This is a genomic window from Kribbella sp. C-35 (assembly GCF_046549195.1).
Taxonomy (GTDB): Bacteria; Actinomycetota; Actinomycetes; order Propionibacteriales; family Kribbellaceae; genus Kribbella.
The window spans coordinates 220,263-244,345 of record NZ_JAJPWG010000006.1 but is presented as its reverse complement, the minus strand read 5'-3'; the positions used below and the strand labels follow the sequence as shown (position 1 = coordinate 244,345).

Sequence of the window (24,083 nt, the reverse complement as noted above, 5' to 3'; positions counted from 1 at the left end):
GCGAGAGTGAATGAACTGAACGGTCGGCGGGTCTTGGTGACGGGGGCCGCCGGCCGGATCGGGCTGGTCACCGTCGAGCACCTGAACGAGCTGGGTGCGAAGGTGACCACGCTGTCGAACGTCGAGCACCCGGATCTGAAGGCGGACCGGGTGCTGATCGGCGACACCCGGTCCGAGACCGACGTGGCGCATGCCCTGGAGGGCGCGGAGTACGTCGTGCACCTGGCCGCGCTGCCGCACCCCTCGGCGGGTACGCCGTACGAGGTGTACTCGATCAACGTGGTGTCGACGTTCAACGTACTGGCCCAGGCCGGTGCCCTCGGCATCGACCGGGCCGTGATCGCGAGCAGCATCAACGCGACCGGCGTACCGTTCAACCCGCACGAGATCCGGCCGCCGTACTTCCCGTGGGACGAGCGGGCGCCGAGCGACATCGGCGACCCGTACTCGCTGTCGAAGCAGAACGACGAGAACACCGCGCGGATGGCGTGGCGGCGGTGGGGGATCGACGTGGTGGCGTTCCGGTTCCCGCACGTGAACTCGGCGGAGGTGCTGCAGCAGATGTCCGACCACGTCCGGGAGCATCCGGGCAGCGGCCTGCGGGAGGGCTGGAGCTATCTGGACACTCGCGATGCGGCGTACGCCGTCGAGCTCGGACTGACCGCGCCGTTGTCGGGCGCCCACACCTTCTTCGTCACCGCGAGCACCACCAACGCGCCGTACCCAACCGAGGACCTGCTGGACGCGTACGCGCCGGACGTGCCGCGGTCGCGACGGTTCGCCGGACGCGAGGTGCCGATCGACCTGACCGCCGTACGGACCGTGCTCGGCTTCGAGGCCCGGCACGAACTCGACCTACCCACCCTCTCCCTGGAGCACTGAATGCCCTCGAACTTCGACCAGCCGTGGCCCGCGCGGGACGATGTCCGGATCCGCGAGGTGAAGGCGATCGTCACGGCGCCGCAAGGCATCCCGCTGGTGGTCGTGAAGATCGACACCACCGAACCGGGCCTGTACGGGCTCGGGTGCGCCACGTTCACGCAGCGCTGGAAGGCCGTCCAGACGTTCGTCGACGAGCACCTGTCCCGGCTGCTCGTCGGGCGCTACCCGGGTGACATCGGCGACCTGACCCGGCTGGCGTCGTACTCCGGGTACTGGCGTGGCGGACCGGTCACGAACAACGCGATCTCCGGTATCGACCAGGCGCTGTGGGACATCGCCGGCAAGCGCGCCGGCATGCCGGTGTACGAGTTGCTCGGCGGCAAGGTCCGCGCGGCCGCCGATACCTACATCCACGCGAGCGGGCGGACGATCGACGACACGATCGACCACGCGCAGAAGCTGATCACGCAGGGCTGGCGGCACATCCGGCTGCAGGTCTCGACACCGGGTGGCGGCGGGTACGGCGCTCCGCAGGTGCCGACGCTCTACCCGGATGCGCCGTACCACAACGGCTGGTCGGTGCGGGACTACCTGCGGACGACTCCGGAGCTGTTCGCGGAGGCGCGGCACGCGCTGCCCGACAACACCGAACTGTTGCACGACGTGCATTCCCGGCTGACGCCGAAGGAGGCGGTGCTGCTGGCTCGTTCGCTCGAGCCGCACCGGTTGTTCTTCCTCGAGGACGTGCTCGCGCCGGAGCTGTGGGACCGGCTGCCCGAGGTCCGGGCGGCATCCCCGGTTCCGCTGGCTGTCGGCGAGCTCACGACGTCGTTCGGTGACGCGGTCCGGCTGATCCGGGACGGCGGCGTCGACTTCATCCGATCGCATGTTTCGGACATCGGCGGTCTCACCCCGGCCCGTAAGCTGGCCGACCTCGCCGAGATCTCCGGCGTACGGACAGCCTGGCACGGTCCGGGCGACACCTCGCCGATCGGCGCCGCGGCGAACGTGGCGCTGGACGTGACGTCCGTTGCCTTCGGCATCCAAGAGGGGCACATCTACAACGAGGCGACGTACGAGGTGTTCCCCGGGACGCTGCGGATCGAGGACGGCTGGCTGCGGCCGAACGAGGCGCCGGGCTGGGGGATCGACGTCGATCTGGAGGCAGCGGCTCGTTATCCGGCGGAGCTGTCCGGTCACGACGAGTGGGCGGCCGGCGTACGGCGCATCGACGGAGCGCTCGAAGCACCGTGATTCAGCAGTACGATCACGGCCAGTGAGGGACGAGACGGGGAGGCGGAGTTGACGTCCTCCCCGCCCTAAGGATGGGGATTCCAACCCAACTACGCGGAGGTAGGGAGTTGAGGTTCACGCTTCTCGGCGACGAGGACCGCAGTCGCTCCACGTGCGTTCACGGCCCGTCCGGCCGCGATGTTGACAGCAGCGTTCACGTCGGCGTTCGCGCTGTAACTGCAGGTCCGGCAACGGAAGACGGCTTGGCTCTCGCGCGCCTCCCGATCCCTGATCCCGCACCGCGAACACGTCTGACTCGTGTAGGCCGCAGGAATCTTCTCGACCCGTCCAGCGGCCTTGTCTTCCAGCCGCTGGACCAGCTGACCCCAGCCGTTGGCCAGAATGGCCCGGTTCAGGCCGGACTTCTGCCGAACCCGCTTCCCGGGATCGTCCACCGTGCCCTTGGCCGACCGCGTCATCTGGACGATGCGCAGGTCCTCGACCCGGATCACATCGAACTCGCGGGCAAGCCGGGTGCTGGTTTGCTCGACCCAATCCTTGCGCCGATCCACCTCGCGGGCTTTCAGCCGGGAGATCGCGGCCTTAATCTTGGCGCGGCGGTTACTGCCCTTCTGGGAGCGGGCAAGCCGTTGCTGCAGCTTCCGCAGCCGCCTCTTCTCGCCCGTGGTCAATGTCGGCACGCGCAGCACGTCACCCGTCGACAGTGCCGCCGACACGGTCACGCCACGGTCCACACCGACAACCTCGCCGGTGCCTGGTCCAGGAATCGGGTCCGGGACCACTGCGAACGCGATGTGCCACCGGCCGGAGCGGTCACGGGCGACGCGGTACGACTTCGCATCGGCCAGCGGCTTGGACAGCCGGAACTTGATCCAACCGACCTTCGGTATCAGGACCCGTGCCCACTTGCGGTTCAGCTTCTCTACCCGCTGGGCCTGCGGGCCAACGATCCGGAACCCTTCGTGGATGCCGGCCTTGCGCCACGTCGGCCGCCGGTGGGTGCCGCCGAAGAAGTTCGTGACGGCCTGGTCGAAGTTGCGCAGCGCCTGCTGCTGCACCGTCTGAGACCCCGACCTCAACCAATCGCCGGCGGCCCTGGCCTCGGTCAACTGCCGCGCCTGCTGCACGTAACGGGGCGGGTAGGTCCTGCGTCCCGCCGACCACATCGACCACTGCTCCAAGGCAAGGTTCCAGATGTATCTGGCATGTGCGCACTGGTCCAGCAACGCCGCTTCCTGCACCGGAGTTGGAGCAAGATGAAAGCGGGGCATGTCACTCATTCAATCAGTCGGCACGGACAGTCTCTGAGACGTGAAGGGAGGGAGTTGCGGTTCTTCCCCGCCCTGAAGCACGGGGTTTCCCCGCAGCTAGTTCGATGAGCGATTCGGTCGAGGGACTTGCCGAGCTGCGGCGCGCGGGCGCGAACCAGTACGACCTGGGCTCGTTCAACGAGGCCGTGATCATCGAGACGATCCGGCTGGCCGGCATCATCAGCCGGACCGAGATCTCCCGCCGTACCGGCCTGACGCAGCAGTCGGTGTCGCGGATCCTGCGTCTCCTGCTCCAGCAGGGGTTGCTGGTGGAGGAGGCGCAGGAGCGCGCGGAGCGGCTCGGTAAGCCGCGGACGCCAGTGCGATTGCGGTCCAAGGCCGCGCATGCGGTCGGCATCCACATCGATCCCGAACTGCTCACCGTCGCCGTGGTCGACCTGGACGGCACGATCGTGCGGCGCGAAACGGTCGACCTCGCGGACGACCTCGCGGCGGACAAACTGATCGACCTGACCGCGGCCACGGTGAACGCGGCGCTCAGCATCAGCCAGGTCGACCTCGCGTCGATGCTCGGTGTGGGCGTCGCCGTACCAGGCCCGATCGACGCGGACGGGACACTGCTCGCGCTGCCGTTGCAGCCGGCCTGGCGCGGGTTGAAGATCCGTCAACTGCTGCAGCAGAAGCTGAATCATCCGGTGCTCGTGGAGAAGGACGGTACGGCGGCCGCGATCGGTGAGCGGTGGATCGGCCGGTCGGCGCGGGCGCGGGACTTCGCGTACCTCTATCTCGGCACCGGCGTCGGCAGCGGTCTGATCCTGAACGGCTCGATCTACCGCGGCGGCACGGCGAACGCCGGTGAGTTCGGGCAGATCGCGGCGCTGCGGATGGGGGAGTGGGACCCGGTCGACGGACCCCGCATGATCCCCGAGTGCAACCCGACGGCGTCGTTGCCGGTGATCGCGGGCGAGTTCGGGTACGTCGAGACCGATCCTCAGGCAACGGACGAGGCCAAGCGGTACCGGGCCGTGTGCAAGGCGGCGGCCGACGGGGATGTGGCGGCGGTGAAGGCGGTCACGCAGGTCGCCCGGGTGATCGGCCAGGGTGCGGTCGGTCTGGTGGATCTGCTCGACATCGATCTCGTGGTCCTCGGCGGGCCGGCGTACGGCAAGGAGATCTCGGAGATCCTGCTGACCGAGATCGGGCGCGCGGTGAACGCGCATCCGGTGGCCCGGGAGACCCGGCCGGTCGCGGTCGAGGAGTCGATGCTGCAGACCGACGCGGCCGCGGTCGGGGCGGCGTCGACGATCTTCCACGACGCGTTCACCCCTCGGGTCTCGGGATCGAGTCAGGCACGTAGGCTGCCCAAGTGATGACGCAGTGATCGAACCCCGCCCGCTGACGCCGGACGTCGAGCTCCGGATCGCGACCCTCGACGACGCCCCCGCCCTCGCCGACGCACAGACCCGGAGCCGCGAGCATCTCCGGCCGTGGGAACCGGTTCGCAACGAGAAATGGTTCACCGCCGCCGGACAGGCCGAGCGGATGACGTACCAGCTCGAGCGCTACAAGAACGGCCAGGTCGTGCCGTGGGTCCTGGCCTCAGGCGATCGGATCGTCGGTCAGATCACGTTGAGCGACCTGGTCCCCGGCCCGTTCCGCAGCGCGGCCCTCGGCTACTGGCTCGCCGCGGACGTACTGGGCCGAGGCCTCGCCACCCGCGCCGTCGAGGCGGTCGCCGACATCGCCGACACGGTCCTGAAACTCCACCGCATCGAAGCCAGCACCCTCACCGGCAACTCCGCCTCCCAACGAGTCCTCGAACGCACCGGCTTCCACCAGATCGGCATGGCCCCGACGTACCTCCACATCGACGGCCACTGGCAGGACTGCAACCTGTACCAACGCATCCTGAACTCGCGCGAGCCGGGCGCCTGAGACCAGTTGCGGCGGGCTGGGACCTGAAATATCAGGTCCCAGCTCACCAGTGAAGGTCTCAGCTTGGGGGAAGCCCGACGCCTCGGGACACATCCACGTCGTCGTAGCGCCCTTCGAGCACGTCGACGAACTTCACCGGGCGTTGGAGGGTGGAGGCGATGTAGACAGCGCGCACCGTGGCCAGGGCGTCGATGGCGTCCTGGACGGTGATGGCGGGCGGGGTGCCGTCGGCGATCGCCTTGAGGATGTCGTCGTACTGCGCTTTATGGCCGCCGGGGCCGCCGACGTCGACGGGCTGGTCGTCTTTCGAGCCGTCGACGTTCAGCCGGCGGAGGCGGTCGTCCTCGACCTCGGCGCCGCCTTCGGTGCCGTGGACGGAGACGCGGGTGCGGCCGCCAGGAAACGCCGCGGTGGTGGCGTGCAGTGTGCCGACGGCGCCGTTCTCGAAGGTGATCGTGGCGACGACGGTGTCCTCGACCTCGATCGCGTGGTGGGCGGCCCGCAGCGCCTGGGCCTGGATGCTCACCGGGCGGCCCATGAACCACAGCATCAGGTCGACGGTGTGGACGCCCTGGTTCATCAGCGCGCCACCGCCGTCCTGGGTCCACGTCCCGCGCCAGCCCGCCGACGCGTAGTACTCGTCGCTGCGCCACCAGGCCACCGTCGCGACGGACGACGTCAGCTGCCCGAATCGCCCGGCGTCGATCGCCTGCTTCACCACGGCGCTGCCGGCGTCGAAACGGTGCTGGCTGATCACCGACGACAGCACACCGTGGCTCCCGGCCCGGGTGGCCGCCGCGCCGAGGCGGCGGGCCCGGACCAGGTCGACGTCGAGCGGCTTCTCGATCACGACGTGCTTCTTCTCGTTCAGCGCCTGCTCGGCCAGCGCCGCGTGCGTGCCGCTCGGGGTGCAGATCGCGACGAGGGAGACGTCCGACCCACCCAGCGCCGCGGTCAGGTCGTCGAACACCTTTGGCTCCGGCTGGCCGAGTTCCACCAGCTGTGCCTGGAGTGCCTCCCGGGCCGCGGCGTCACCGTCCACCAGGGCGGTGACGATCGCGTCCGGCCGTTCCGCGATGGTCTTGGCGTGGGTGCGGCCGATGATGCCGCACCCGACGATCGCGACCTGCTGTTGTGTGTCAGCCATCTCGCTCCTACTTCGGTGTGAAGTTGGCGGTCAGTATCTGGTCCGTGCCGACCGTGAACGTGTACGACGGCGTTGTCGACACCACGGTCCCGTTCACGGTCCAATCCCGGAAAACGCTATCCGATCCTGGCGCTGCCGTCACTGTGACCTGCGCGCCGACCTCGTACGTTCCCGGTTCGGACTCGTTTCCCGCGATCTTCACGGTGCCGTTCCCGTTCGCCTCGACGGCGATGCTGCGCTGGACGACGTTGATCACCATCACGTTGTGCAACGTCGCCGGACCGCTCAGCGTCGCGCCGTTGTAGCGGGCGAGGTTGGTCGCCTCGACGTCTCCGCTCACGACCTGCACGGTGTGTCCGTCGCCGCCGAGGTTGTCGGTGCCCAGGTTGAACGCGTCCACCTGACCGGAGTTCACCACGAGGCCGTCGTGGAACCCGTACGCGAACACGTTCAGCAGCGTCAGCCCGCGCGCCCCGTCGACGGTGACGATCTTCGCGGTCTTCCGCATGTACTTGTCGATGACGAGCTCGAAGATGCGGCCCTCGTTCATCCAGTACGGCTGCTGGTACCCGACCCGGGTGACCGCGTTCCCGTTCGAGAGCACGCCCTCGACACGGCCGTCGCGCCCCGCGCCGATCGCGATCGCGTGGTCGAAGAACGCGCCCGCGACCTTGCGGACCACGACACCGTCACCGCTGAGGTCGATGCCGTTCCACGCGTTCGGGAACCCGGCGTTGATGACGTAGTTCGCGCCGGCGTGCCCGCGGACGGCGTACGGATAGGGCACCAGGCCGTTCGCGGGGTTGTTCTCCGGGTAGAAGGCCCGCAGTCCGCGGACGCCGGCGCCCTTCCCGGAGAGCGTCAAGAGAGCGGTTGCTGACTCTCCCGCGCCGCGTCCCTCGAACGCCTGCAACACCGTCCCGCCGCTCGCCCCACCTTGATCCCGGTTCGGTACGGCGGACGCACCGCGCAGCTCGACCTTCGCCGGAACGCTCAGGTGCGTACTGATCCGGTACCACCCGGCGGGCAGGTAGACGATCCCGCCACCCTCACGCCCAGCGCGATCGAGCACCTTCTGCACCTCACGCGTCGCGTCGGCGGCTGGCAGATACCCGACCCCGTGCGGCGCATCCACGACGTACAGCTTCTGCACAGGCCGGGGAAGCGCTCTTTGGGTGTAACTCGGCGCGGTGCCCGACATCCGGTGGATGATGCCCGAGAGAACGCCAGAGAGCGCTGTCCCGGTGATCTTCACGTAGCCGCGCGAGTTGTTCGTGATGCCGCCCTCGACACGGCCACCGGCGAGCGTCATGCCCCAACGGTCGTCCATCACGTCGACGAGCAGCCCGGTCCCGACCCGGCGTACGTCGGGCTCGAGGAAGCTGCCGGTGAATTGGGCCCGCTGGCCCGCGACGACGTGGATGCCGACGGCGTAGTCGGAGAGCGCGATCCGGTAGAACTGGTCCCATTCGAGGTCGCCGAGGACCAGGCCGGTGCCGTGCGCCCGGGTCCACGCGTCGAGGACGGCCCGGGCCGGCGGGTGGAAGGCGGCCGGCGCGGAGGACCAGTACGAATTGCTGAAGGCAACGGTCTCCCAGGTGCCGACGTCGGCGCCGTTGTAGGCGCGGGCGCCCTCGAACAGCGCCGTACCGCGGACGTTGCGGATCGTCGTCGACTCGTGCACCTGACCCGAGCTCGGGGCGTTGCCGTGGTCGTTCGGCATCGTGCTGACGCCGATCCCGCGGTACGAGTTCAGCATGGTGACGTCGGAGACCGTCGCCATCATGTAGTTCTCGTTGCCGATCCACGCGCCGCCGGGGATCTCGAACGTGTAGTTGTACGGAACCGGCGTACTCGCGCTCTGATGCGGGTAGTACGTCGTCACGCCGAGAACGCCCGCGCTGCCGCCGATCCGGAACAGGCTCGGCCCGTCGTCACCGGACGGCAGGTCGGCCACGATCACCGTGCCCGTGCCGAGCTTCTGACCGTGGTCGCCGCGGACACTGCAGAATGCGTGCACCTCGATCGTGTCGGTCACCCTGTACTGCCCGGCAGGCAGCCACACCGTGCCACCACCCGCATCCTGGCAGGCGTAGATCGCCTGCTGGATCGCCTGCGTGGAATCCCGCCGGCCGCTACGGTCGGCGCCGAACTGCGTAGCGTCGAAGTCCGCGACCACACCGTCCTCGGTCGGATTGCTTGTCGACACGAGCCGCGGCGTCGGCGCCACGACCGGCACCAGCCGCAGCTGCAACTCCTTGACTGCAAAGGATTCGGCCCCGGTCATCGCAACCCGGACGTATCGCGCGCTGACCGTCGCGAACCGCGTCCGGCTGAACTGGTTCCCGCCCGGCGATCCGGTCCGGCCGACGCTGACGAACTGCTGGCCGTCGTTCGACACCTGCACGGAGTAGTCCGGGGAGTACGCCTCGGCCCACTCGACCCGCACGTCGTTCACTGGACGCCGCGCACCGAGATCGATCTGCAGCCACGAGTCCGCACCACCGGTCCAGGCCGTCTGATGGTTGTTGTCGTTGACCTGAGCAACCCCGGTCCCACCGCTCGCAGTCGCCGTACCGTCGTCCGCGAAGTTGGTGTCCACGACCGACGCGGTGAACGCGTCCAGCTTGGCCTGCAACGCGGTGAGCGCGGCCTTGACCTGTACGTCGGTGACGCCCGGAGTGGACGCGATCGCCTGAGCGTTGTCGATCGCGTCCTGCAAGGTGGCGCGGCTGCCGACCGGGTACTGCCCGTCGCGCGTCCCTTCGCGGGCGGCCTTCTCGATGCGGGTCGCCTGACCGATCAGGTCGACGAGCCCTTCGGTGACATCGAGGGTGGTCGCGACCTTGGCGACCCGGACCGCGGCGACCTTGAGGTCGACGGTGCCGTCGCCGTTGTGGATCCGGAAGTCGCCGCCGTTCGAGCGGTTCGTCATCACCGCATCCGGCAGCGCGAATGTGTAGGTCTTCCACGTCTTGGTGTCGCCGTACCGAACGACTTCGGAGTTCTTGAACTTGTCCGGGATCGTCTCGCCGGGGGAGTCGTAGTGCAGCCCGAACTGCCCGTTGCCCTCGTCGAAGTAGTCGATGCTGACCAGCACGAGGCTGCGGTTGTCGTAGAGGTAGGTGTCGGCGACGTTTATGTAGAAGAAGTTCGTGCCCGGCGGCGGAGCGGTGTGGTCGGTCTGCCAGTACGGGCGACCGTCCTGGACGCCGGTGATCAGGTGCGAGGCGTCGTCGCCGGCCCGCGGGCTGATCCCGTTCTGGACCGGCGTCGCGCCGAGCTGTACCGAGGCTCCCGCCGTACTGATCCGCAGGCCGGCGATCGTGATGTCGCTGCTGCCTCCGAAGAGCCGGACGTCGGCGTCACCGAGGCGGTTCGTGAACGTGATGTCGGTGAGCGCGAAGACGCCGGTCTTCCACTGACCGGTGTTCGTGAGCTGGACGTCGGTGGTGTCCTGCTGCGGATTGGCCTTGGCGTCGTACTGGAGCTCTAGCGTGCCCGAGCCGCTGTCGAGATAGGTCACCGTCACCAGGACGTCGTCGGTGCCGATCTCGTCGACGTAGTCGCCGTCGACGTCGAATTCCAGGTAGCCCGTGCCGGCGGCCTGGTTGGTCTGCCAGTACGTGCGACCTTGCTCGCTGCCGGTCCGAAGACCGGCCGGGTCGTCGCCGGCGGCGGGCTGCACGCCGAGCGTGGTCGGGGTCGGGCCGAGATCGGCACCGACCCCACTGGGATACATGGTGGCAGCGCGGGCCGTCGGTACGACGAGAACGCTGGTGAGAAGCACGGCGGGGAGGACCCGCGCGAGCAGACGTCTGGACATGCTGAAACCTCCAGGTGGCGGGCCGGAAGATCAACTGCGCGGATAAGTTAAACCAAGCGTGTTACTAATTCAAGAGCCCATGATCGGGCCGTCGGGGTAGCGTGGCTGAGTGCCCCGGATTCCCGATCAGCGAAGAACTCCCCGGCAGTCGGAACTGCGCGAATTCCTGCGGAGCCGCCGGGAGCGGCTGACACCGGCCGACGTCGGGCTTCCGGTGGCCGGGACTCGCCGTACCCCGGGACCGGCACCGAGGGGCGGCTCAGCCGGCTGATGGCTGTGGTGCCACACCCACGATGAACTGACACTGCCTGTTCGCCGGTTCCACTCGCAGCATCGTGGCCATGAACATGAAAGCAGTCACCATCCCTCAGTTCGGCAGCGCTGACGTTCTGCGACTGGACGCCGTACCCGTGCCGACTCCCGGCCCCGGTCAGGTGGCGATCGACGTTGCCTACGCGGGCGCCAACTTCGCCGAGATCCTCTACCGGCAGGGCATCGCGGAGGTGCCCCTCCCGTTCGTGCCAGGGATCGAGGTCTCGGGCCGGGTCCGGGCGCTGGGGCCCGGCGTCGAGGGACTGTCGGTCGGGGAGCCGGTCGCCGCGTTGACGATCGTCGCCAGCGGAGGGTACGCCGAAGTCGTGACAACCGCCGCCGAACTGGTCGTACCGCTGTCCGCCTACAACCTCCCGCTCGACGTCGCGGCGGCGTTGCCGTCGAACAGCACCACGGCCTTCCTGGTCCTCGATCGGGTCGCCCGGATCGAGCCAACCGAGAGTGTGCTCGTGCACGCCGCGGCCGGTGGAGTGGGCAGTCAGCTCGGCCAGGCCGCTCGGCTGCTCGGCGCCGGGCGGATCGTCGGCACGGTCGGGAGTGCGGAGAAGATCGCGAAGGCCATCGGATACGACGAGGTCATCCTGCGCGACGACGTTGCCGGCGCGGGGGAGTTCGACATCGTCGTCGACATGGTCGGTGGTGCAACCCGACGGACAAGCTTGGACAGGCTGGCGCCGATGGGCCGGATGGTGGTGATGGGAAACGCCTCGGGTGCGGCGGACGTCGGCATCTCGGCCAACGAGCTGTGGCTCACGAACAAGACGGTCTCCGGCTTCAACCTCGCCGCGTTCGCCGGCGCCTTCCCGGAGACGGTCGGCGCCGGCCTGCGTCGGGCGGTCGAGGCCGCTGCCTCCGGACAGCTTCAGGTCCGGGTCGAGGTCCTCGCACTCGACCAGGCGGCGGACGCGCATCGACGGATCGAGTCCGGCTCGACCACGGGCAAGCTCGTACTCCGAGTCAACGGCTAGCTCTGGCCGGGAGGAAGACGGCAGGTACGGCGGCAACCACCGTGAACGCGATCGCCCAGAGGAAGCTGTGTGCATACGCCGTCGACGTGTGGTGCCCCGTGAGCTGGCTCTGCAGTACGACGGCGAGCGTCGCCGCACCGAAAGCGCCGCCGAGTTGCTGCATGATGCGCGTCGTGCTGCTCGCGTGCGGGATCTGCGTCGGTTCGAGGTCGCGGAAGGCGCCGACCATCACCGCGAGATTGACCGCGCTCAACCCGGCGCCGCGAAGTACGAGCGCGATCCCGAGCAGCCAGTACGACGCGTCCGCGACCGCGAACGGGATGGTTCCGAGTGCGGTCAGGACGATGCCGGCGAGGACGACCGGGCGCGGGCCGAGGCGATCCGTGAGGCCTCCGGCCGTGCGGGCGAGCAGGCTGCCGATTCCCTGCGGTACAAGGAGCAGGCCGGCAGCGGTCACCGTCTCGCCGCGGGCCTGCTGGTAGAAGAGTGGGAGCAGCAGCATCGCGCCGTACAGACCGAAGCCGGTGAGGAACATGAGCGCGGTCGAGGCGGCGAACGATCTCGTGCGGAAGAGTGCCAGGTCGATGAGCGGCTCGGCCGCGCGTCGCAGTACGAACGCTGTCAGCAGCAGTACGCCGACGGCGAGTGGCACGAGTACGGCGGATTGGCCGAAGCCATGATCGCCGACCTGGCTGAGGCCGTAGATGATCGCGGCGAGCGCGGGGGAGACCAGCAGCAGACCGAGGACGTCGAGCCGTGCTGCGGTCGCCGGCGGGTCGGGCTGGAGAGTACGTACGGCGAAGGCGATCGCGGCGATGCAGATCGGCACGTTGACGTAGAAGATCCAGCGCCAGTCGAGGTGGCCGACCAGGACGCCGCCGATCACCGGCCCGAGAATCGGGCCGACCATCGCGGGCAGGGTGACGACCGCCATCAACCGGCCGATCCGGTCGCGGCCGGCGACGCGCAGCAGCAGTGTCTGCAGGATCGGCAGCATCAGACCGCCGCCCACGCCCTGGACGACGCGGAACGCGATCAGCGAGCCGATGTCCCAGGCCGCTCCGCACAGCATCGAGCCCGCGAGGAACAGTCCGAGCGCGAGGATCCACATCCGTTTGGCGCCGAAGCGGTTCGCCGACCAGCCGGTGATCGGGACCGCCATCGCCAGCGCGAGCAGGTACGCCGTACTGACCCATTGGACCGTGGCGACCGAGGCGCGCAGGTCGGCGCCGAGGGTGTGGATCGCGACGGTGACGATCGTGCTGTCGAGCAGTGGGGCGAGTGCGCCGAGGACGAGCACGGCGGCGAGTTTGAGGACCGACCGGTCGAGGCGGTCAGTGGTGGTGGTCATTCGAGCGGCTCCTTAGAGACGTTGCGTCTCTTACGGATTTCAGAGTAGGCTCGAACCGTTAAGAGACGCAAGGTCTCTTTTTGGAGGGTGCATGGAGCGTCGGCGCGGTGCGGAGCTCGAGGCGGCGCTACTCGACGCGGCCTGGGACGAGGTCCTGGAGTCCGGGTACGCACGGCTGACCATGGAGGCTGTCGCGGCGCGGGCGCACACCGGCAAGCAGGTGCTGTACCGGCGGTGGCGGAATCGCGCGGAGCTCGTGATCGCGGCGATGCGGCACCGCACCGGCTCGATCATCGACGACATCCCGGACACGGGCAGCCTGCGGGACGACGTACTGGAAGTGCTGCGGCGGATGGCCGATCGGTTCGCTGCGATCGGGCCGGATATCTTTCACGGGCTGCTCTCCGAGGCGCCCGACCTGGATTCGGAGGCGTTCCGGCGGATGGTCGGCATGATGACGACCATCGTGAAGCAGGCGGCGGAGCGCGGGGAGATCCCGACCGCGGACGTTCCCGAACGGGTGCTCACCGCGCCCACCAACCTGCTGCGTCACGAGATGCTGTTCACCCGTGAACCGGTGCCGGCCTCGACTCTCGTCTCGCTGGTCGACGACGTGTTCCTGCCATTGGTCAGCGGAACGCCTCGACGTTCCGGCTGACCCAGTCCGCGAACGGGTGCGGCGGGCGGCCGAGCACGTTCTCGACGTCGGGACTGACCTGCTGCTCAGCCGCTGACGGCGTACCGAGAACGTCGAGCGTTGCCTCGACGACCGGGGCCGGCATGAAGTTGAGCATGTTGGCGCGGGCCTGGTCGCGGGTGAGTTCCGCGAAGTGGATCGGCGCACCGATCACGGTCTGGATCGTCTCGGCCTGCTGGCGCGGTGAGATCGCGGCGGGGCCGGTCAGTGTGTAGACGGCGTTGGCATGAGCCGAGTCGCGTAGTACGGCTGCGGCGACCTCGGCGATGTCCTGGGGGTCGACGGCGGGGAGGGCGACGTCGGCGAACGGCGCGGCCATGGCCCGCTGGGTGCGGATCGAGTCGGCCCAGGCGAACGCGTTGCTGGCGAAGTTGCCCGGGCGCAGGATCGTCCACTCCAGGCCGGAGCCGGTGACGGCGTCTTCGTGGATCGAGGGGTGGCGGTTGGTGCCGACGCCTTGCGACGAGAGCAGGACGACGCGCGGTACGCCGGCCTCGCGGATCACGTCGACGACGTCCTGGAGGTTGCCGTTGGCAAGGAAGTCCGCGGAGGTGAGGAGGAAGACGGCCTTCGCGCCGTCGAGGGCCGGCTTGAGGCTTTCGGGGTTGGTGAGGTCGGCCCGGTGAACTGCTCCGTGGCCTTCGCCATGGTTTTCGATATGGCGCGAGACGGGGACGACGTCCTCGCCGGCGGCGGTCAGGGTCTGGGCGAGGGGGCGGCCAACGTTGCCGGTTGCTCCGGTGATCACGATCATGGTGATGACGCTACTGGCCGCGGGATAGTAGGTACCTAGAGGATAGTATTGGGTTTGTGACCGAGACCACTGCAGCTGATGCGGCTGTCGAACCTGTCCAGGCCTGCCCGATCGCACCGGTGGTGGATCTGGTGTTCAGCCGCTGGACGACACCGATCCTGTGGACGCTGAACGAGTACGGCGAGCAGCGATTCGTCGAGCTGCAGCGCCGGATCGGAGTGATCACGCCGAAGGTCCTGACGCAGCGACTACGCCAGCTGGAACGCGACGGCCTGGTCACCCGCACGTACCACGCCGAGGTCCCGCCACGCGTCGAGTACGCGATCAGCCCCCTCGGCCGCAGCCTCGCTCCGCTCTTCCACTCCCTCGCCGAATGGTCCCCCAACCTCGCCAAGGTAGAAGCGGCCCGCGAAGCCTTCGACACCCACGAACCCGCCCACCGCCGCCCCTGACACGCCGTTCACACGCGAGGGGACATCCCCTCGGGTTGTGGGTTCTCCCCTCGTATACCAACGGAGAAGCCCCAACGGGAGGGGATATCCGTTCGCGTGGTTAGGCGACGCCGACTAGGTCTCGGGTGCGGAGGGATTCGACGAGGGTGAGGAAGTGGGTGGTGGCGTCGGCCAGGGGGAGGAGGCCGGCTTCGTGGTGGTGCCAGCCGAACTCGAGTTCGCCGTCGATGGTGCGTTCGTCGAGCGGTACGGCGTACCGGCTGAGCGTCACGCGGGACGGGCCGGTCTGCGGGTGGTGGTCGCCGCAGCCGCACTCGGCGGGGATCGTGATCGCGGTGAGCGCGTCGGCGGAGTAGCTGCGCAACCGAAGCGTCGTGCCGCGGGCGGTGAACCGGACGATCGTGGCGTCAGGCAGCTGGACGAGCAGCTCGACCGGTACGGCGTACGAACCGGGAAGGAGCCGGAGACCACGGGATGCGAGCAGATCGGCGAGAGCCGGGAGATTCATGCGAATTCCTGTGAGTGCTGTGTCGGCGGGCGGGCCACGGAAAGGTCAGGGCCTCGTGCGCCGGAGAGTCGGCGCGCGTCAGCGACAACAGCAACAACACAGCATCTGCATGCGGACGATCATGACAGCAGCCAGGGTCCACCGCCAAACACCATCCGCGATGTGGGACAACTGTCCGTGATGTGTCAGCGAGCGGCTGGACCCTTCCGTGGCCGGAGGGTTCATGATGCGGGTGTGCGAACAGACATCGAGGCCCGCGGCGGCGAGCACTGCGAGACGACAGCGCTAGGCGTTCTGCTCCGCGACCAAGGGGTGGATCTGTCCGAGGCCATGCTCTTCGGGCTCGGCTCCGGACTGTCCTTCATCTACTGGGACAGCAAGAGCCTGGGCTTTCCCTTCCTCGGGGGACGGGTGAAGCCGTTCGAGCTCACCAGGAACCTGGCCGGGACACTCGAGCTGGAGCTGCTGGTCCAGGAGACCACCTCGCCAAGGAGGGCCTGGGAGAACGTCGCGGGCTCGATCGACGCCGGGCACCCGGTCGGGCTGCAGCTCGACAGCTACTACCTGGAGTACTTCAGCTCGAAGGTGCAGTTCGGCGGTCACGTCGTGGCGATGTACGGCTACGACGACCAGAACGCGTATCTGGTCGACACCGACCAGCAAGGTGGCGCGGTCTCCACGAGCCTGTCCAGTCTCGCCGAGGCCAGGGCCGCCCGAGGCCCGATGACTGCCAAGCACCGGTCGTTCACCCTCACTGCTCCCCGAGAGCTGCGTTCACTGGCGGTGCAGATCGTGCCTGCCATCACCAGGTGCGCCGACGCGTTTCTCCACCCGCCCATCGCCAACGTTGGTCACCGAGGCATCGAGAAGGCCGGCAAGCTGGTGCCCAGGTGGCTCCAGCGGACCGACGACCCGCGACGGGACCTGCCGCAGGCCGCGCTCCTGATGGAGAAAGCAGGCACCGGCGGCGCGCTGTTCCGCAACCTCTACCGCGACTTCCTCGGCGAATGCACCAACCTGCTCGACAGCACCCACCTTCGCACCGGCCACCAGCTGTACGGCGAAGCAGCCGCCTTGTGGACCGAGGTCGCGGCCCTGATCAGCACGGCGGGTGAGTCAGGAGATGCGCAGTACGTCGTGAAGGCAGGCGCCCTGCTCGACGATCTCGCTCGGATCGAGCGCGACGCCATGCAGGCGCTCAGCCGCCTGAACGCCTGAGCAGGTCGGCCATGCGCTCCTCGGCCTCCTCCACCAGGACGGGGAGGTCGGTGTGGTCCAGCGTGTACTGGTACCAGTGGAGTGCGGCCTGCTTGTCGCCGACCCAGTACGCCAGCTCGCCGAGATGCGCTGCCGCCAGCGGATGGGCCACGTAGCCCGCCTCGATGTACTGACGGAACCACCGCGTCGCCTGCGAGGTCGTGGGTCTGCGCGAGGGCGAGAAGCGCGGCGGGATCATCGCCCTGTGCCGCGGTGGTCAGGGTTGCCAGGGCTGAGCCGAGGTCGCCTGCGTCGCGCTGCAAGGTGCCGAGGAGGATGCCGGCCTGAGTCTGTACGTCGGGCTCCGGGCCTTCGGCCAGTCCGAGCAGGAGCCTTGCGCTGAACTGTCCGTCAGCGGCGAGAGCCTCCTGGCAGGCCTTCGCTGCTTCCAGCTCCCCGGCGGCCAGCAGGCCGGCGAGGAGTGCGGCACGGTCCGTGAGGTGCGGCTCGGTCTCGTAGGAGACGGCTGCGCGGAAGCATTCCCAAGCCTCGGTCGGTTCACCGAGTGCGAGGTAGCCCCAGCCGACCAGGAGCGCGATCCGCTGTCCGTCGGGCGTCTGATCCGCGAGCGCTACTCGGCATTTCTCCACGGCCTCGACGGCGGCCGGGTCTCGTCGTACGGCGAGTTTCGCGGCCGCCAGCGCGGACAGCTCGAGATCGGTGGGCACGGTCCGCGAAACTACTGGACCGTGGGTTCAGTCGGCTTTCTTGCCGAACATGATTTCGTCCCAGCTGGGGACGCTGGCGCGCTTGCCTCGGCGGGCGGGCTTCTTCTTGGTCTCGGCCGCGGCGTCGTCGGTTGTTGGCTGGGTGGTTTCGGTGCTGTCGGGCAGGTCCGGCTGGGTGCTGGTTGCTGCGGGCTGCTCGGGAGTCGTCGGCTCGGGGGAGTTGCTGGGTGCCGGCTCGCGGACGGGGTCCGGGCGGCGAGGTTCCGAGGTACGGGCTGCTGGTTCCGGGCGGGCGGGCTCAGGGCGGTCGTCCGGGGTGGCGGGGGAGGCGAAGGCGGGTGGGTCGGCGGGGCGTTCGACGGCGCGGACCGCGGGGCGTGGGGCCGGGGGCTGGTCGACCGGTACGTCGATCAGCGTCGGCTCCTCGTCCGGGTTCGGCACCGAATGCACCCGCCGCGGACCCCGATCCGCTTCCCGCGAACCCTCCCGCGGGTAGTCACGCGAGCCATCGCGAGCATCATCACGCGAGCTATCGCGGGCACCCCGCGCACCATCGCGGGCTCCTTCGCGGGATTCCAGGCCGAACTCGCGGCCGTCGCCGGAAACCGGGTGGTTTCGGCGGCGGAGGCCGACGGTGTCTTCGAAGCCTGCTTCGTAGCTGTCGGCGCCGTGGTCGGGGGCAATCAGTGGGTCGATGTCCGCGACCGCGGCCAGCCGCCGCTCACCAGGCTGCGGCTGCACCGGCGTCGTCGTCGTGACCTGTGCCTGCTCGCCGACGAGCCACCGCGCCTCGTCGTCGTCTGGCACCGCGTACCGCCCGGGGGCGTCGTACGCGAACATCGCGATCTTCTCTTCCTTCTGCTCCGCCTCGGGATCCGCGCTGTCCTCGGACTCGACGAAGTACGAGACCCGGACCGCCCAGCGGCCGTCCTCGCGCCGCCACGCGTCCCACTCGGCCGAGGCCGGGTCGACCTGCCGCGTCCGCAGCCGGTCGGTGACCCAGGCGCCGAGGTTCCGTGTGGGCGCGTCACCGCCACCGCGACGACGGACGGAGGCACGCTGCGCGAGGCTGGCGATGTGGTCCCGCTCGGCCAGAACGGGGCCGGCGAACGCCATCACGCGTTCCATCGGCATCTGGGCGATGGCAGCGACCGCCTCGGGACTTTCGCCGGCGCGGATACGAGCCTGGATGTCTCGTGGGCGCAGCGCGCTCTCCATTTGAATCTCCAGCTGGCCGAGTCGGGCACGGTCGCCGCGGAGGGCCGCACGCAACCGGTCGTCGACCGGTACGGCGAACTCCTCACCCGTCTCTGCCATCGCCAGGACGAGTTGTTTACCGTCCTGGCTCAGACCGACGAGCCTCGCCTCGCGCATTGACCTTGTTCTCCTGTGCGGTTCTAGACAGTCTCTCCCGGACGCTGGGCCTGACCAAGACCGGCGCGCCGTGCCGCGCGGTCATTGTGGAGGTTACGTCACGAATCCACATCTTGCCTGGTCACCAGGGTCCTCCTGATCACACCAGTCACATTAGTCACAACACGGTGTGACGGCTAACCACGCGGCTCGCTCAGAACGCCGAACGCACCGCAAGTGCACGCTTCAGGTCGTCCGCGCTGTCACCGACGGACCGCCGGATCGCGGCCGCCACGGACTCGTCGGCGATCAGGTCGGCGGCCTTGTCGACCACCCGCTGCTCGACCGCGTACCGAGGGAACGCGAGCTTCGTGCTGGTCCCCACCACCCAGCCGGAGCGGAGCTTCTCGGTGCCGGGGATCTCCGCGAAGAACCTGTCGACGTACGACGCGGTGAGCTCGGCCTGCGTCGGGTGCCAGAACCCTTCGCTCGCGGCGTACAGCTCGTAGTTCGCGATGTCGGCGTCGGTGGTGATCTGCGCCCACGCCCGCTCCTTCGCGGCCGCCGTCGGCAGCGCGGCCCGGCAGCGGGTGGCGTGCACGTTGCCCTCGGACGACGAGTCGCGAGCGAGCTCGGCGTCGATCTCGGCCTCGCCGATCGCGCCAAGCCGGGCGAGCTGCAGCGTCACGATCCAGCGCAGGTCAGCATCCATGGTGACGCCCGCAGGTACGCCGTCGTCCGCAAGCCAGCCCTTCAGCCGGTCGACGTCGTCGGAGAACCGCGCGAACCCGCGGGCCACCGACAGCTGCACGCTGCTTCCGACCTCGACGGTCTCCAGGCGCGCACGCAGTACGTCGGCCAGCTGCCCGCGGTGCGGCTCGTACGGCAGGTAGACGCCGAGCAGGTGGGTGTTGGACCAGTTGAGCAGCGTCCCGACCGCGATGTCGCTGGTCTCGGTCGGCAGCATCCCGAGGACGACGTCGAAACCGACCTTCGAGTCGAGCTCTGCGTCGGCGACCGCGTCCCGCACGCTGTTCAGGATGACGGCCCGCGTCACACCGTCCTTGATCTTCGGCAGCAGCGCCGCCAGGTTCTCCAGGCTCACGGAGTCGAGCCGGATCTTCGCCCAGCTGTCGTCGCCGGCGTCCGGGATCACGACCGCGAGCGACGGGTCCAGGTCGACGTCCACCTCGTCGGCGTCGATCAGGACGTCGACCGTCGTACGGCGGCCCTCGGCGTCGTACCCGCCGACGGTCAGCTTGTGCGGTCGCGCCGCCGGGTAGGCCTCGGGCGCCTTGCGGTGCAGCTTGATGCCGGTCGCGGTCCGGGAGACGGTGATCGTGTCGACGCCAGGCGTCCGCAGCCAGGCCTGCGCCCAGTCGTCCAGACCGACCGCGCCGGCCTCGGTCCACTTCGCGACCAGGTCCGCGAACGTCGCGTTGCCGAACTCGTTGGCGGCGATGTGCGCGTTGACGCCGGCCAAGAACACGTCGTCACCGAGGTACGCCGCGAGTTGCTTCAGGACCGCGGCGCCCTTCGCGTACGAGATCCCGTCGAAGTCGCCGAGCGACGCGAGCGCGTCCTTGACCGCGTCGGCCGCGACCGGGTGCGTCGAGGACCGCTGGTCGGCCTGCAGGCCCCACCACTTGCGGATGTAGGCGAAGTCGATCCAGTTGTCGGTGTAGCGGGTCGCCTCGGTCGACACCCGGTGCGCCATGTACTCGGCGAACGACTCGTTCAGCCAGAGGTCGTTCCACCACTTCATCGTCACGGTGTCGCCGAACCACTGGTGCGCCATCTCGTGCACGATGGTCCGGGCCCGCTGGCTGCGCTCGCCGTCGGTGACCGCCGAGCGGAACACCATCTGGTCCCGGAACGTCACGCAGCCCGGGTTCTCCATCGCGCCGGCGTTGAACTCCGGCACGAACGCCTGGTGGTAGTCGCCGAACGGGTACCGGTACCCGAACATCCGGTGGTACGCGTCGAAGGACTGCTTGGTGACCTCGAAGATGTCCGCGGCCTCCCGGTCGAGGGCGTCCTTCAGCGACTGCCGCGAGACCACGCTGAGCGCGATGCCGTCGTGCGCGTCGGTGATCTGGTGGTACGGCCCGGCGACCACGGTGACGAAGTACGTCGACAGCGGCTTGGTCTCGGCCAGCTCCCAGCGGCCGGGGGAGACCTGAGTCGCGGCGCCGTTGCCGAGCACCAGCCACTCTTCCGGAGCGGTCACCTTGAAGCGGTACGGCGCCTTGAGGTCGGGCTGGTCGAAGCACGCGAAGATCCGCGGGCCGGCGTCCAGGAACGACATCGCGTACGTGTAGGCCAGACCGTCGGCGGCGTCGACCGCGCGGTGCAGTCCCTCGCCGTCGTGCGAGTACAGCATCGAGGCGACCACGACGAGCTCGTTCTCCGCCTGCAGGCCGTCGAGTTCGAGCCGTCCGTCGTTCAGTCCGGCGACGTCCACCGCCGTACCGTTGAGCGTCACGGAGATCAGCTCGTCCGGTTTCACATCGATCCAGCTCGACGGCGAGGAGGCGGTGAACCTGATCACGGTGATGGACCCGAACGTTCGCTCGCCCTGGGTGAGGTCGAGGTCGACGTCGTACGACTGGACGGAAAGCGCGGCGGCCCGAGTGCGGGCGCCGTCGACGGTGAGACTCGGCATGAGGGCCACTGTATGCCGAGACTAGGCTGAGCACATGGGCGATATGGAGTACCGGCAGCTTGGTGACTCGGGTCTTACCGTGAGCGTTGTTGGACTGGGGTGCAACAACTTCGGGCGGCGGCTCGATGCGGGCCGGACGGACGCGGTGGTGAACGCCGCGGTCGACGCGGGGATCACGTTGTTCGACACCGCGGACATCTACCGCGGCGAGCACGGGTTCAGCGAGGAACTGCTCGGCAAGGCGCTCGGTGCGCGCCGCGACGAGGTCGTGATCGCGACCAAGTTCGGCGGCGACCTGGGCGGCGTGAACGGGCCCGACTGGGGCGTCCGCGGCTCCCGCCGGTACATCCGCAAAGCGGTCGAGTCGAGCCTGCAGCGGCTCGGCACCGACTGGATCGACCTCTACCAGCTGCACTTCCCGGACCCGGTGACGCCGATCGAGGAGACCCTGTCGGCGCTGTCCGAACTGGTTGCCGAGGGCAAGGTCAGGTACATCGGCAGCTCCCAGTTCGCGGCCTGGCAGGTGGTCGACGCCGACTGGACCGCCCGGTCGAACGGCCTGGAGCACTTCATCAGCGCCCAGAACCAGTACTCGCTGCTCGAACGCGACGTCGAGGACGAGCTGGCCCCGGCCTGTGAGCACCTCGGCCTCGGCATCCTGCCGTTCTTCCCGCTCGCCTCGGGTCTGCTCTCCGGCAAGTACCAGCGCGGTACGGCGGCGCCCGACGGCTCCCGGCTCGCGACCCAGCCCGAGCGGCTGGCGCGCGCGGACTTCGACAAGATCGAGGCGCTCGAGACGTTCGCGGCCGAACGCAACCTGTCGATGATCGACGTCGCGATCGGCGGCCTCGCGGCGCAGCCCGCGGTCGCCTCGGTAATCGCCGGCGCCACCACGCCCGAGCAGATCACGCAGAATGTCGCAGCCGGCCGCTGGGACCCGACGGCCGCCGACCTGGCCGCCCTGGACGAGCTGACGTGACTCTGATTCTCCTCCCCCCGTCCGAAGGCAAGTCCGGGCGGTCCCGCGGTCGTGCCGTCGACCTCGGCACGCTGTCGTTCCCGGAGCTGAACCCGGTCCGCGAGCAGGTGCTCGAGACGCTGGCGAAGGTTTCCGCGTCCGCCGACGCGCACGACGTACTCGAAGTCGGGGCTTCGCTGCGCGACGAGGTCGAGCGCAACACCCGGTGGCGCACCGAACCGTCCGTGCCGGTCTCCGAGCTGTACTCAGGTGTCCTGTACGACGCCCTCGGCTACTCCACGCTCTCCGCGGGCACGAAACGCCGCGCCGCGAATCGCCTGCTCGTCATCTCGGCGGCCTGGGGCGCGCTCCGGCCCGCCGACCGCGTCCCGCCGTACCGGCTGTCGATGGGTACGACGCTGCCCGGCCACGGACCGCTGGCGTCGGTCTGGCGCGATCCGCTGAACGCCGCACTGACCGACGTCGACGGCGTGATCGTGGACTGCCGGTCCTCGACGTACGTCGCAGCGTGGCGACCGTCCGGCGACCAGGCGGACAAATGGGTGTCGGTGAACGTGGTGCGGGAACGCGACGGTGTGCGGTCGGTCGTCTCGCACAACGCGAAGCACACCCGCGGCCTGGTCGCGCGGCATCTGCTTGAATCCGGCAAGGATCCGGGCACGCCGAAGTCACTCCACAAACTGATCAGCGCCCGCTGGAACGCCGAACTCGACCGCGCGGCGTCCGGCTGGACACTGACCGTGGTGGAACGCGACTGATTGTTGCCGTCGGCATCTCCTCCGCTCCTGCGCTTGACACGGTCCGGATCGCGGCGGACGCTCCGAAGAGGACCAGGTCCGGGGCCGCTCGCCGTGGGTGACGGCGGCACTCCACAGGGGGAATCATGCGGATCAATCGTGTCGGCGCTGACATCAGCGTGCTCAGTGACCAACTGCCGGTACCGGGTATCGGCTTCCTGCCCGTCAACGCGTTCGTCGTGCTCGCGGCCGAGCCGCTGGTGGTCGACACCGGGTTGAGCCTGCCCGGCCGCGGCTTCATGGACGCGCTCGGCTCGGTGGTCGATCCGGCCGATGTGCGGTGGATCTGGCTGACCCATCCGGACCGCGACCACACCGGCTCGCTGTTCGACCTGCTGGAAGCGGCACCGCAGGCACGCCTGATCACGACGTTCGTCGGCGCCGGCATCATGTCGACCGAGCGGCCGCTGCCCATGGACCGGCTGTACCTGCTGAACCCGGGCCAGTCGCTCTCGCTGGGGGACCGTACCGTGACCGCCTTCCGGCCGCCGCTGTACGACAGCCCGGCGACCGTGGGCTTCTACGACGACCGCTCGCGGGCCTGCTTCAGCTCCGATTGCTTCGGGGCGCCGATGCCGACATCGGAGCTCGCCGACTGCGGCGATGTCAGCGATGCCCCGCCGGACGCGCTGCGTGGCGGGCAGTTGCTGTGGGCCACGCTCGACAGCCCGTGGGTGCACAACGTCGACCAGGAAGCGTTCCGGCGTACTGTCCAGCCGTTGCGGGAGATGAACCCGGACGTCATTCTCAGCAGCCATCTGCCGCCGGCTCCCGGGCACACCACGAACTTCCTGGATCTGCTCGAGACGGCGCCGCAGGCCGATGCGTTCGTCGGACCGGACCAGCACGCCTTGGAGGAGATGCTCGCCGGCTTCGAGCCGGCCGCCACCGCACCCTGAGCAGGCGCCGCGCGTCGAGCCGCCGGATGGGCAGCGTCCTACGTTCACTGGACTGTAACTGGTGAGTGGTTTCCTACAGCGCGTGAT

At 68.9% G+C, this 24,083-nt stretch carries 20 protein-coding genes; 11 read left to right on the top strand and 9 right to left on the bottom strand.

The genetic code is table 11. The features are described from left to right. Positions 1–6: 6 nt before the first annotated feature. Both ACLJOO_RS35880 and ACLJOO_RS35875 read left to right on the top strand, forming a co-directional pair. Positions 7–882, top strand: coding sequence for an NAD-dependent epimerase/dehydratase family protein (locus tag ACLJOO_RS35880; protein ID WP_410792131.1), 876 nt, complete (start codon positions 7–9; stop codon positions 880–882). Further along, positions 883–2,136 (top strand): enolase C-terminal domain-like protein, encoded by a 1,254-nt coding sequence (locus tag ACLJOO_RS35875; protein WP_410792130.1) that lies wholly within the window; start codon positions 883–885, stop codon positions 2,134–2,136. An 89-nt stretch (positions 2,137–2,225) separates the two neighbouring features. On the opposite strand, the gene ACLJOO_RS35870 is transcribed toward ACLJOO_RS35875, so the two are convergent. Further along, the gene (locus ACLJOO_RS35870; RefSeq protein WP_410792129.1) at positions 2,226–3,407 is read right to left on the bottom strand and encodes an RNA-guided endonuclease InsQ/TnpB family protein; all 1,182 of its coding nucleotides are present in this window, start codon (positions 3,405–3,407) and stop codon (positions 2,226–2,228) included. Between the two features lie 104 nt (positions 3,408–3,511). Here ACLJOO_RS35870 and ACLJOO_RS35865 point away from each other — a divergent pair, with 104 nt between their 5' ends. Together ACLJOO_RS35865 and ACLJOO_RS35860 are read left to right on the top strand one after the other, a co-directional pair. Then, complete coding sequence (locus tag ACLJOO_RS35865) at positions 3,512–4,777, top strand: ROK family protein (RefSeq protein WP_410792128.1); 1,266 nt, start codon at positions 3,512–3,514, stop codon at positions 4,775–4,777. A 7-nt stretch (positions 4,778–4,784) separates the two neighbouring features. Next, complete coding sequence (locus ACLJOO_RS35860) at positions 4,785–5,342, top strand: GNAT family N-acetyltransferase (protein ID WP_410792127.1); 558 nt, start codon at positions 4,785–4,787, stop codon at positions 5,340–5,342. 58 nt (positions 5,343–5,400) lie between these two features. Here the strand turns inward: ACLJOO_RS35860 and ACLJOO_RS35855 are convergent, their stop codons facing one another. Together ACLJOO_RS35855 and ACLJOO_RS35850 are read right to left on the bottom strand one after the other, a co-directional pair. Further along, the gene (locus ACLJOO_RS35855) at positions 5,401–6,489 is read right to left on the bottom strand and encodes a Gfo/Idh/MocA family protein (RefSeq protein ID WP_410792126.1); all 1,089 of its coding nucleotides are present in this window, start codon (positions 6,487–6,489) and stop codon (positions 5,401–5,403) included. Positions 6,490–6,496: 7 nt separating this feature from the next. Next, positions 6,497–10,315, bottom strand: coding sequence for a discoidin domain-containing protein (locus tag ACLJOO_RS35850; protein ID WP_410792125.1), 3,819 nt, complete (start codon positions 10,313–10,315; stop codon positions 6,497–6,499). A gap of 341 nt (positions 10,316–10,656) precedes the next feature. Between ACLJOO_RS35850 and ACLJOO_RS35845 the strand changes: the two genes are divergently transcribed. Then, a complete protein-coding gene (locus ACLJOO_RS35845) occupies positions 10,657–11,616 on the top strand; it encodes a quinone oxidoreductase family protein (protein WP_410792124.1) in 960 nt (319 codons plus the stop codon). On the opposite strand, the gene ACLJOO_RS35840 is transcribed toward ACLJOO_RS35845, so the two are convergent. Beyond that, positions 11,606–12,967 carry an MDR family MFS transporter gene (locus tag ACLJOO_RS35840; RefSeq protein ID WP_410792123.1) on the bottom strand — a complete coding sequence of 454 codons (1,362 nt, stop codon included), beginning with the start codon at positions 12,965–12,967 and terminating at the stop codon, positions 11,606–11,608. The two genes, ACLJOO_RS35845 and ACLJOO_RS35840, sit on opposite strands and share 11 nt — an antisense overlap. 91 nt (positions 12,968–13,058) lie before the next feature. Between ACLJOO_RS35840 and ACLJOO_RS35835 the strand changes: the two genes are divergently transcribed. Beyond that, positions 13,059–13,625, top strand: a complete 567-nt coding sequence (locus ACLJOO_RS35835) for a TetR/AcrR family transcriptional regulator (RefSeq protein ID WP_410792122.1) — start codon at positions 13,059–13,061, stop codon at positions 13,623–13,625. Here the strand turns inward: ACLJOO_RS35835 and ACLJOO_RS35830 are convergent. Next, the gene (locus tag ACLJOO_RS35830; RefSeq protein ID WP_410792121.1) at positions 13,597–14,418 is read right to left on the bottom strand and encodes an NAD(P)H-binding protein; all 822 of its coding nucleotides are present in this window, start codon (positions 14,416–14,418) and stop codon (positions 13,597–13,599) included. The genes ACLJOO_RS35835 and ACLJOO_RS35830 overlap by 29 nt on opposite strands. A gap of 56 nt (positions 14,419–14,474) precedes the next feature. Between ACLJOO_RS35830 and ACLJOO_RS35825 the strand changes: the two genes are divergently transcribed. Then, entirely contained in the window at positions 14,475–14,870 is a 396-nt protein-coding gene (locus ACLJOO_RS35825) for a winged helix-turn-helix transcriptional regulator (RefSeq protein WP_410792120.1), read from the top strand. 100 nt (positions 14,871–14,970) lie between these two features. Here the strand turns inward: ACLJOO_RS35825 and ACLJOO_RS35820 are convergent, their stop codons facing one another. Beyond that, positions 14,971–15,378: a hypothetical protein gene (locus tag ACLJOO_RS35820; protein ID WP_410792119.1), complete on the bottom strand. Its 408-nt coding sequence runs from the start codon at positions 15,376–15,378 to the stop codon at positions 14,971–14,973. Positions 15,379–15,612: 234 nt separating this feature from the next. Here ACLJOO_RS35820 and ACLJOO_RS35815 point away from each other — a divergent pair, with 234 nt between their 5' ends. Further along, positions 15,613–16,596 (top strand): BtrH N-terminal domain-containing protein, encoded by a 984-nt coding sequence (locus ACLJOO_RS35815; protein ID WP_410792118.1) that lies wholly within the window; start codon positions 15,613–15,615, stop codon positions 16,594–16,596. On the opposite strand, the gene ACLJOO_RS35810 is transcribed toward ACLJOO_RS35815, so the two are convergent. The 3 genes from ACLJOO_RS35810 to pepN all read right to left on the bottom strand — a co-directional run bounded on the left by ACLJOO_RS35810 (position 16,577) and on the right by pepN (position 21,321). Continuing rightward, positions 16,577–16,834: a hypothetical protein gene (locus ACLJOO_RS35810; protein ID WP_410792117.1), complete on the bottom strand. Its 258-nt coding sequence runs from the start codon at positions 16,832–16,834 to the stop codon at positions 16,577–16,579. The two genes, ACLJOO_RS35815 and ACLJOO_RS35810, sit on opposite strands and share 20 nt — an antisense overlap. Before the next feature lie 496 nt (positions 16,835–17,330). Beyond that, positions 17,331–18,677, bottom strand: a complete 1,347-nt coding sequence (sepH, locus tag ACLJOO_RS35805; protein ID WP_410792116.1) for a septation protein SepH — start codon at positions 18,675–18,677, stop codon at positions 17,331–17,333. Between the two features lie 193 nt (positions 18,678–18,870). Further along, positions 18,871–21,321: an aminopeptidase N gene (gene pepN / locus ACLJOO_RS35800; RefSeq protein WP_410792115.1), complete on the bottom strand. Its 2,451-nt coding sequence runs from the start codon at positions 21,319–21,321 to the stop codon at positions 18,871–18,873. 79 nt (positions 21,322–21,400) lie between these two features. Between pepN and ACLJOO_RS35795 the strand changes: the two genes are divergently transcribed. The 3 genes from ACLJOO_RS35795 to ACLJOO_RS35785 all read left to right on the top strand — a co-directional run bounded on the left by ACLJOO_RS35795 (position 21,401) and on the right by ACLJOO_RS35785 (position 23,996). Beyond that, positions 21,401–22,300, top strand: coding sequence for an aldo/keto reductase (locus ACLJOO_RS35795; protein WP_410792114.1), 900 nt, complete (start codon positions 21,401–21,403; stop codon positions 22,298–22,300). Further along, on the top strand, positions 22,297–23,058 hold the full coding sequence (locus tag ACLJOO_RS35790) for a YaaA family protein (protein ID WP_410792113.1): 762 nt from the start codon (positions 22,297–22,299) through the stop codon (positions 23,056–23,058). The genes ACLJOO_RS35795 and ACLJOO_RS35790 overlap by 4 nt, the downstream gene beginning before the upstream one ends. A 125-nt stretch (positions 23,059–23,183) precedes the next feature. Next, entirely contained in the window at positions 23,184–23,996 is an 813-nt protein-coding gene (locus ACLJOO_RS35785; RefSeq protein ID WP_410792112.1) for an MBL fold metallo-hydrolase, read from the top strand. Positions 23,997–24,083: the final 87 nt, after the last annotated feature.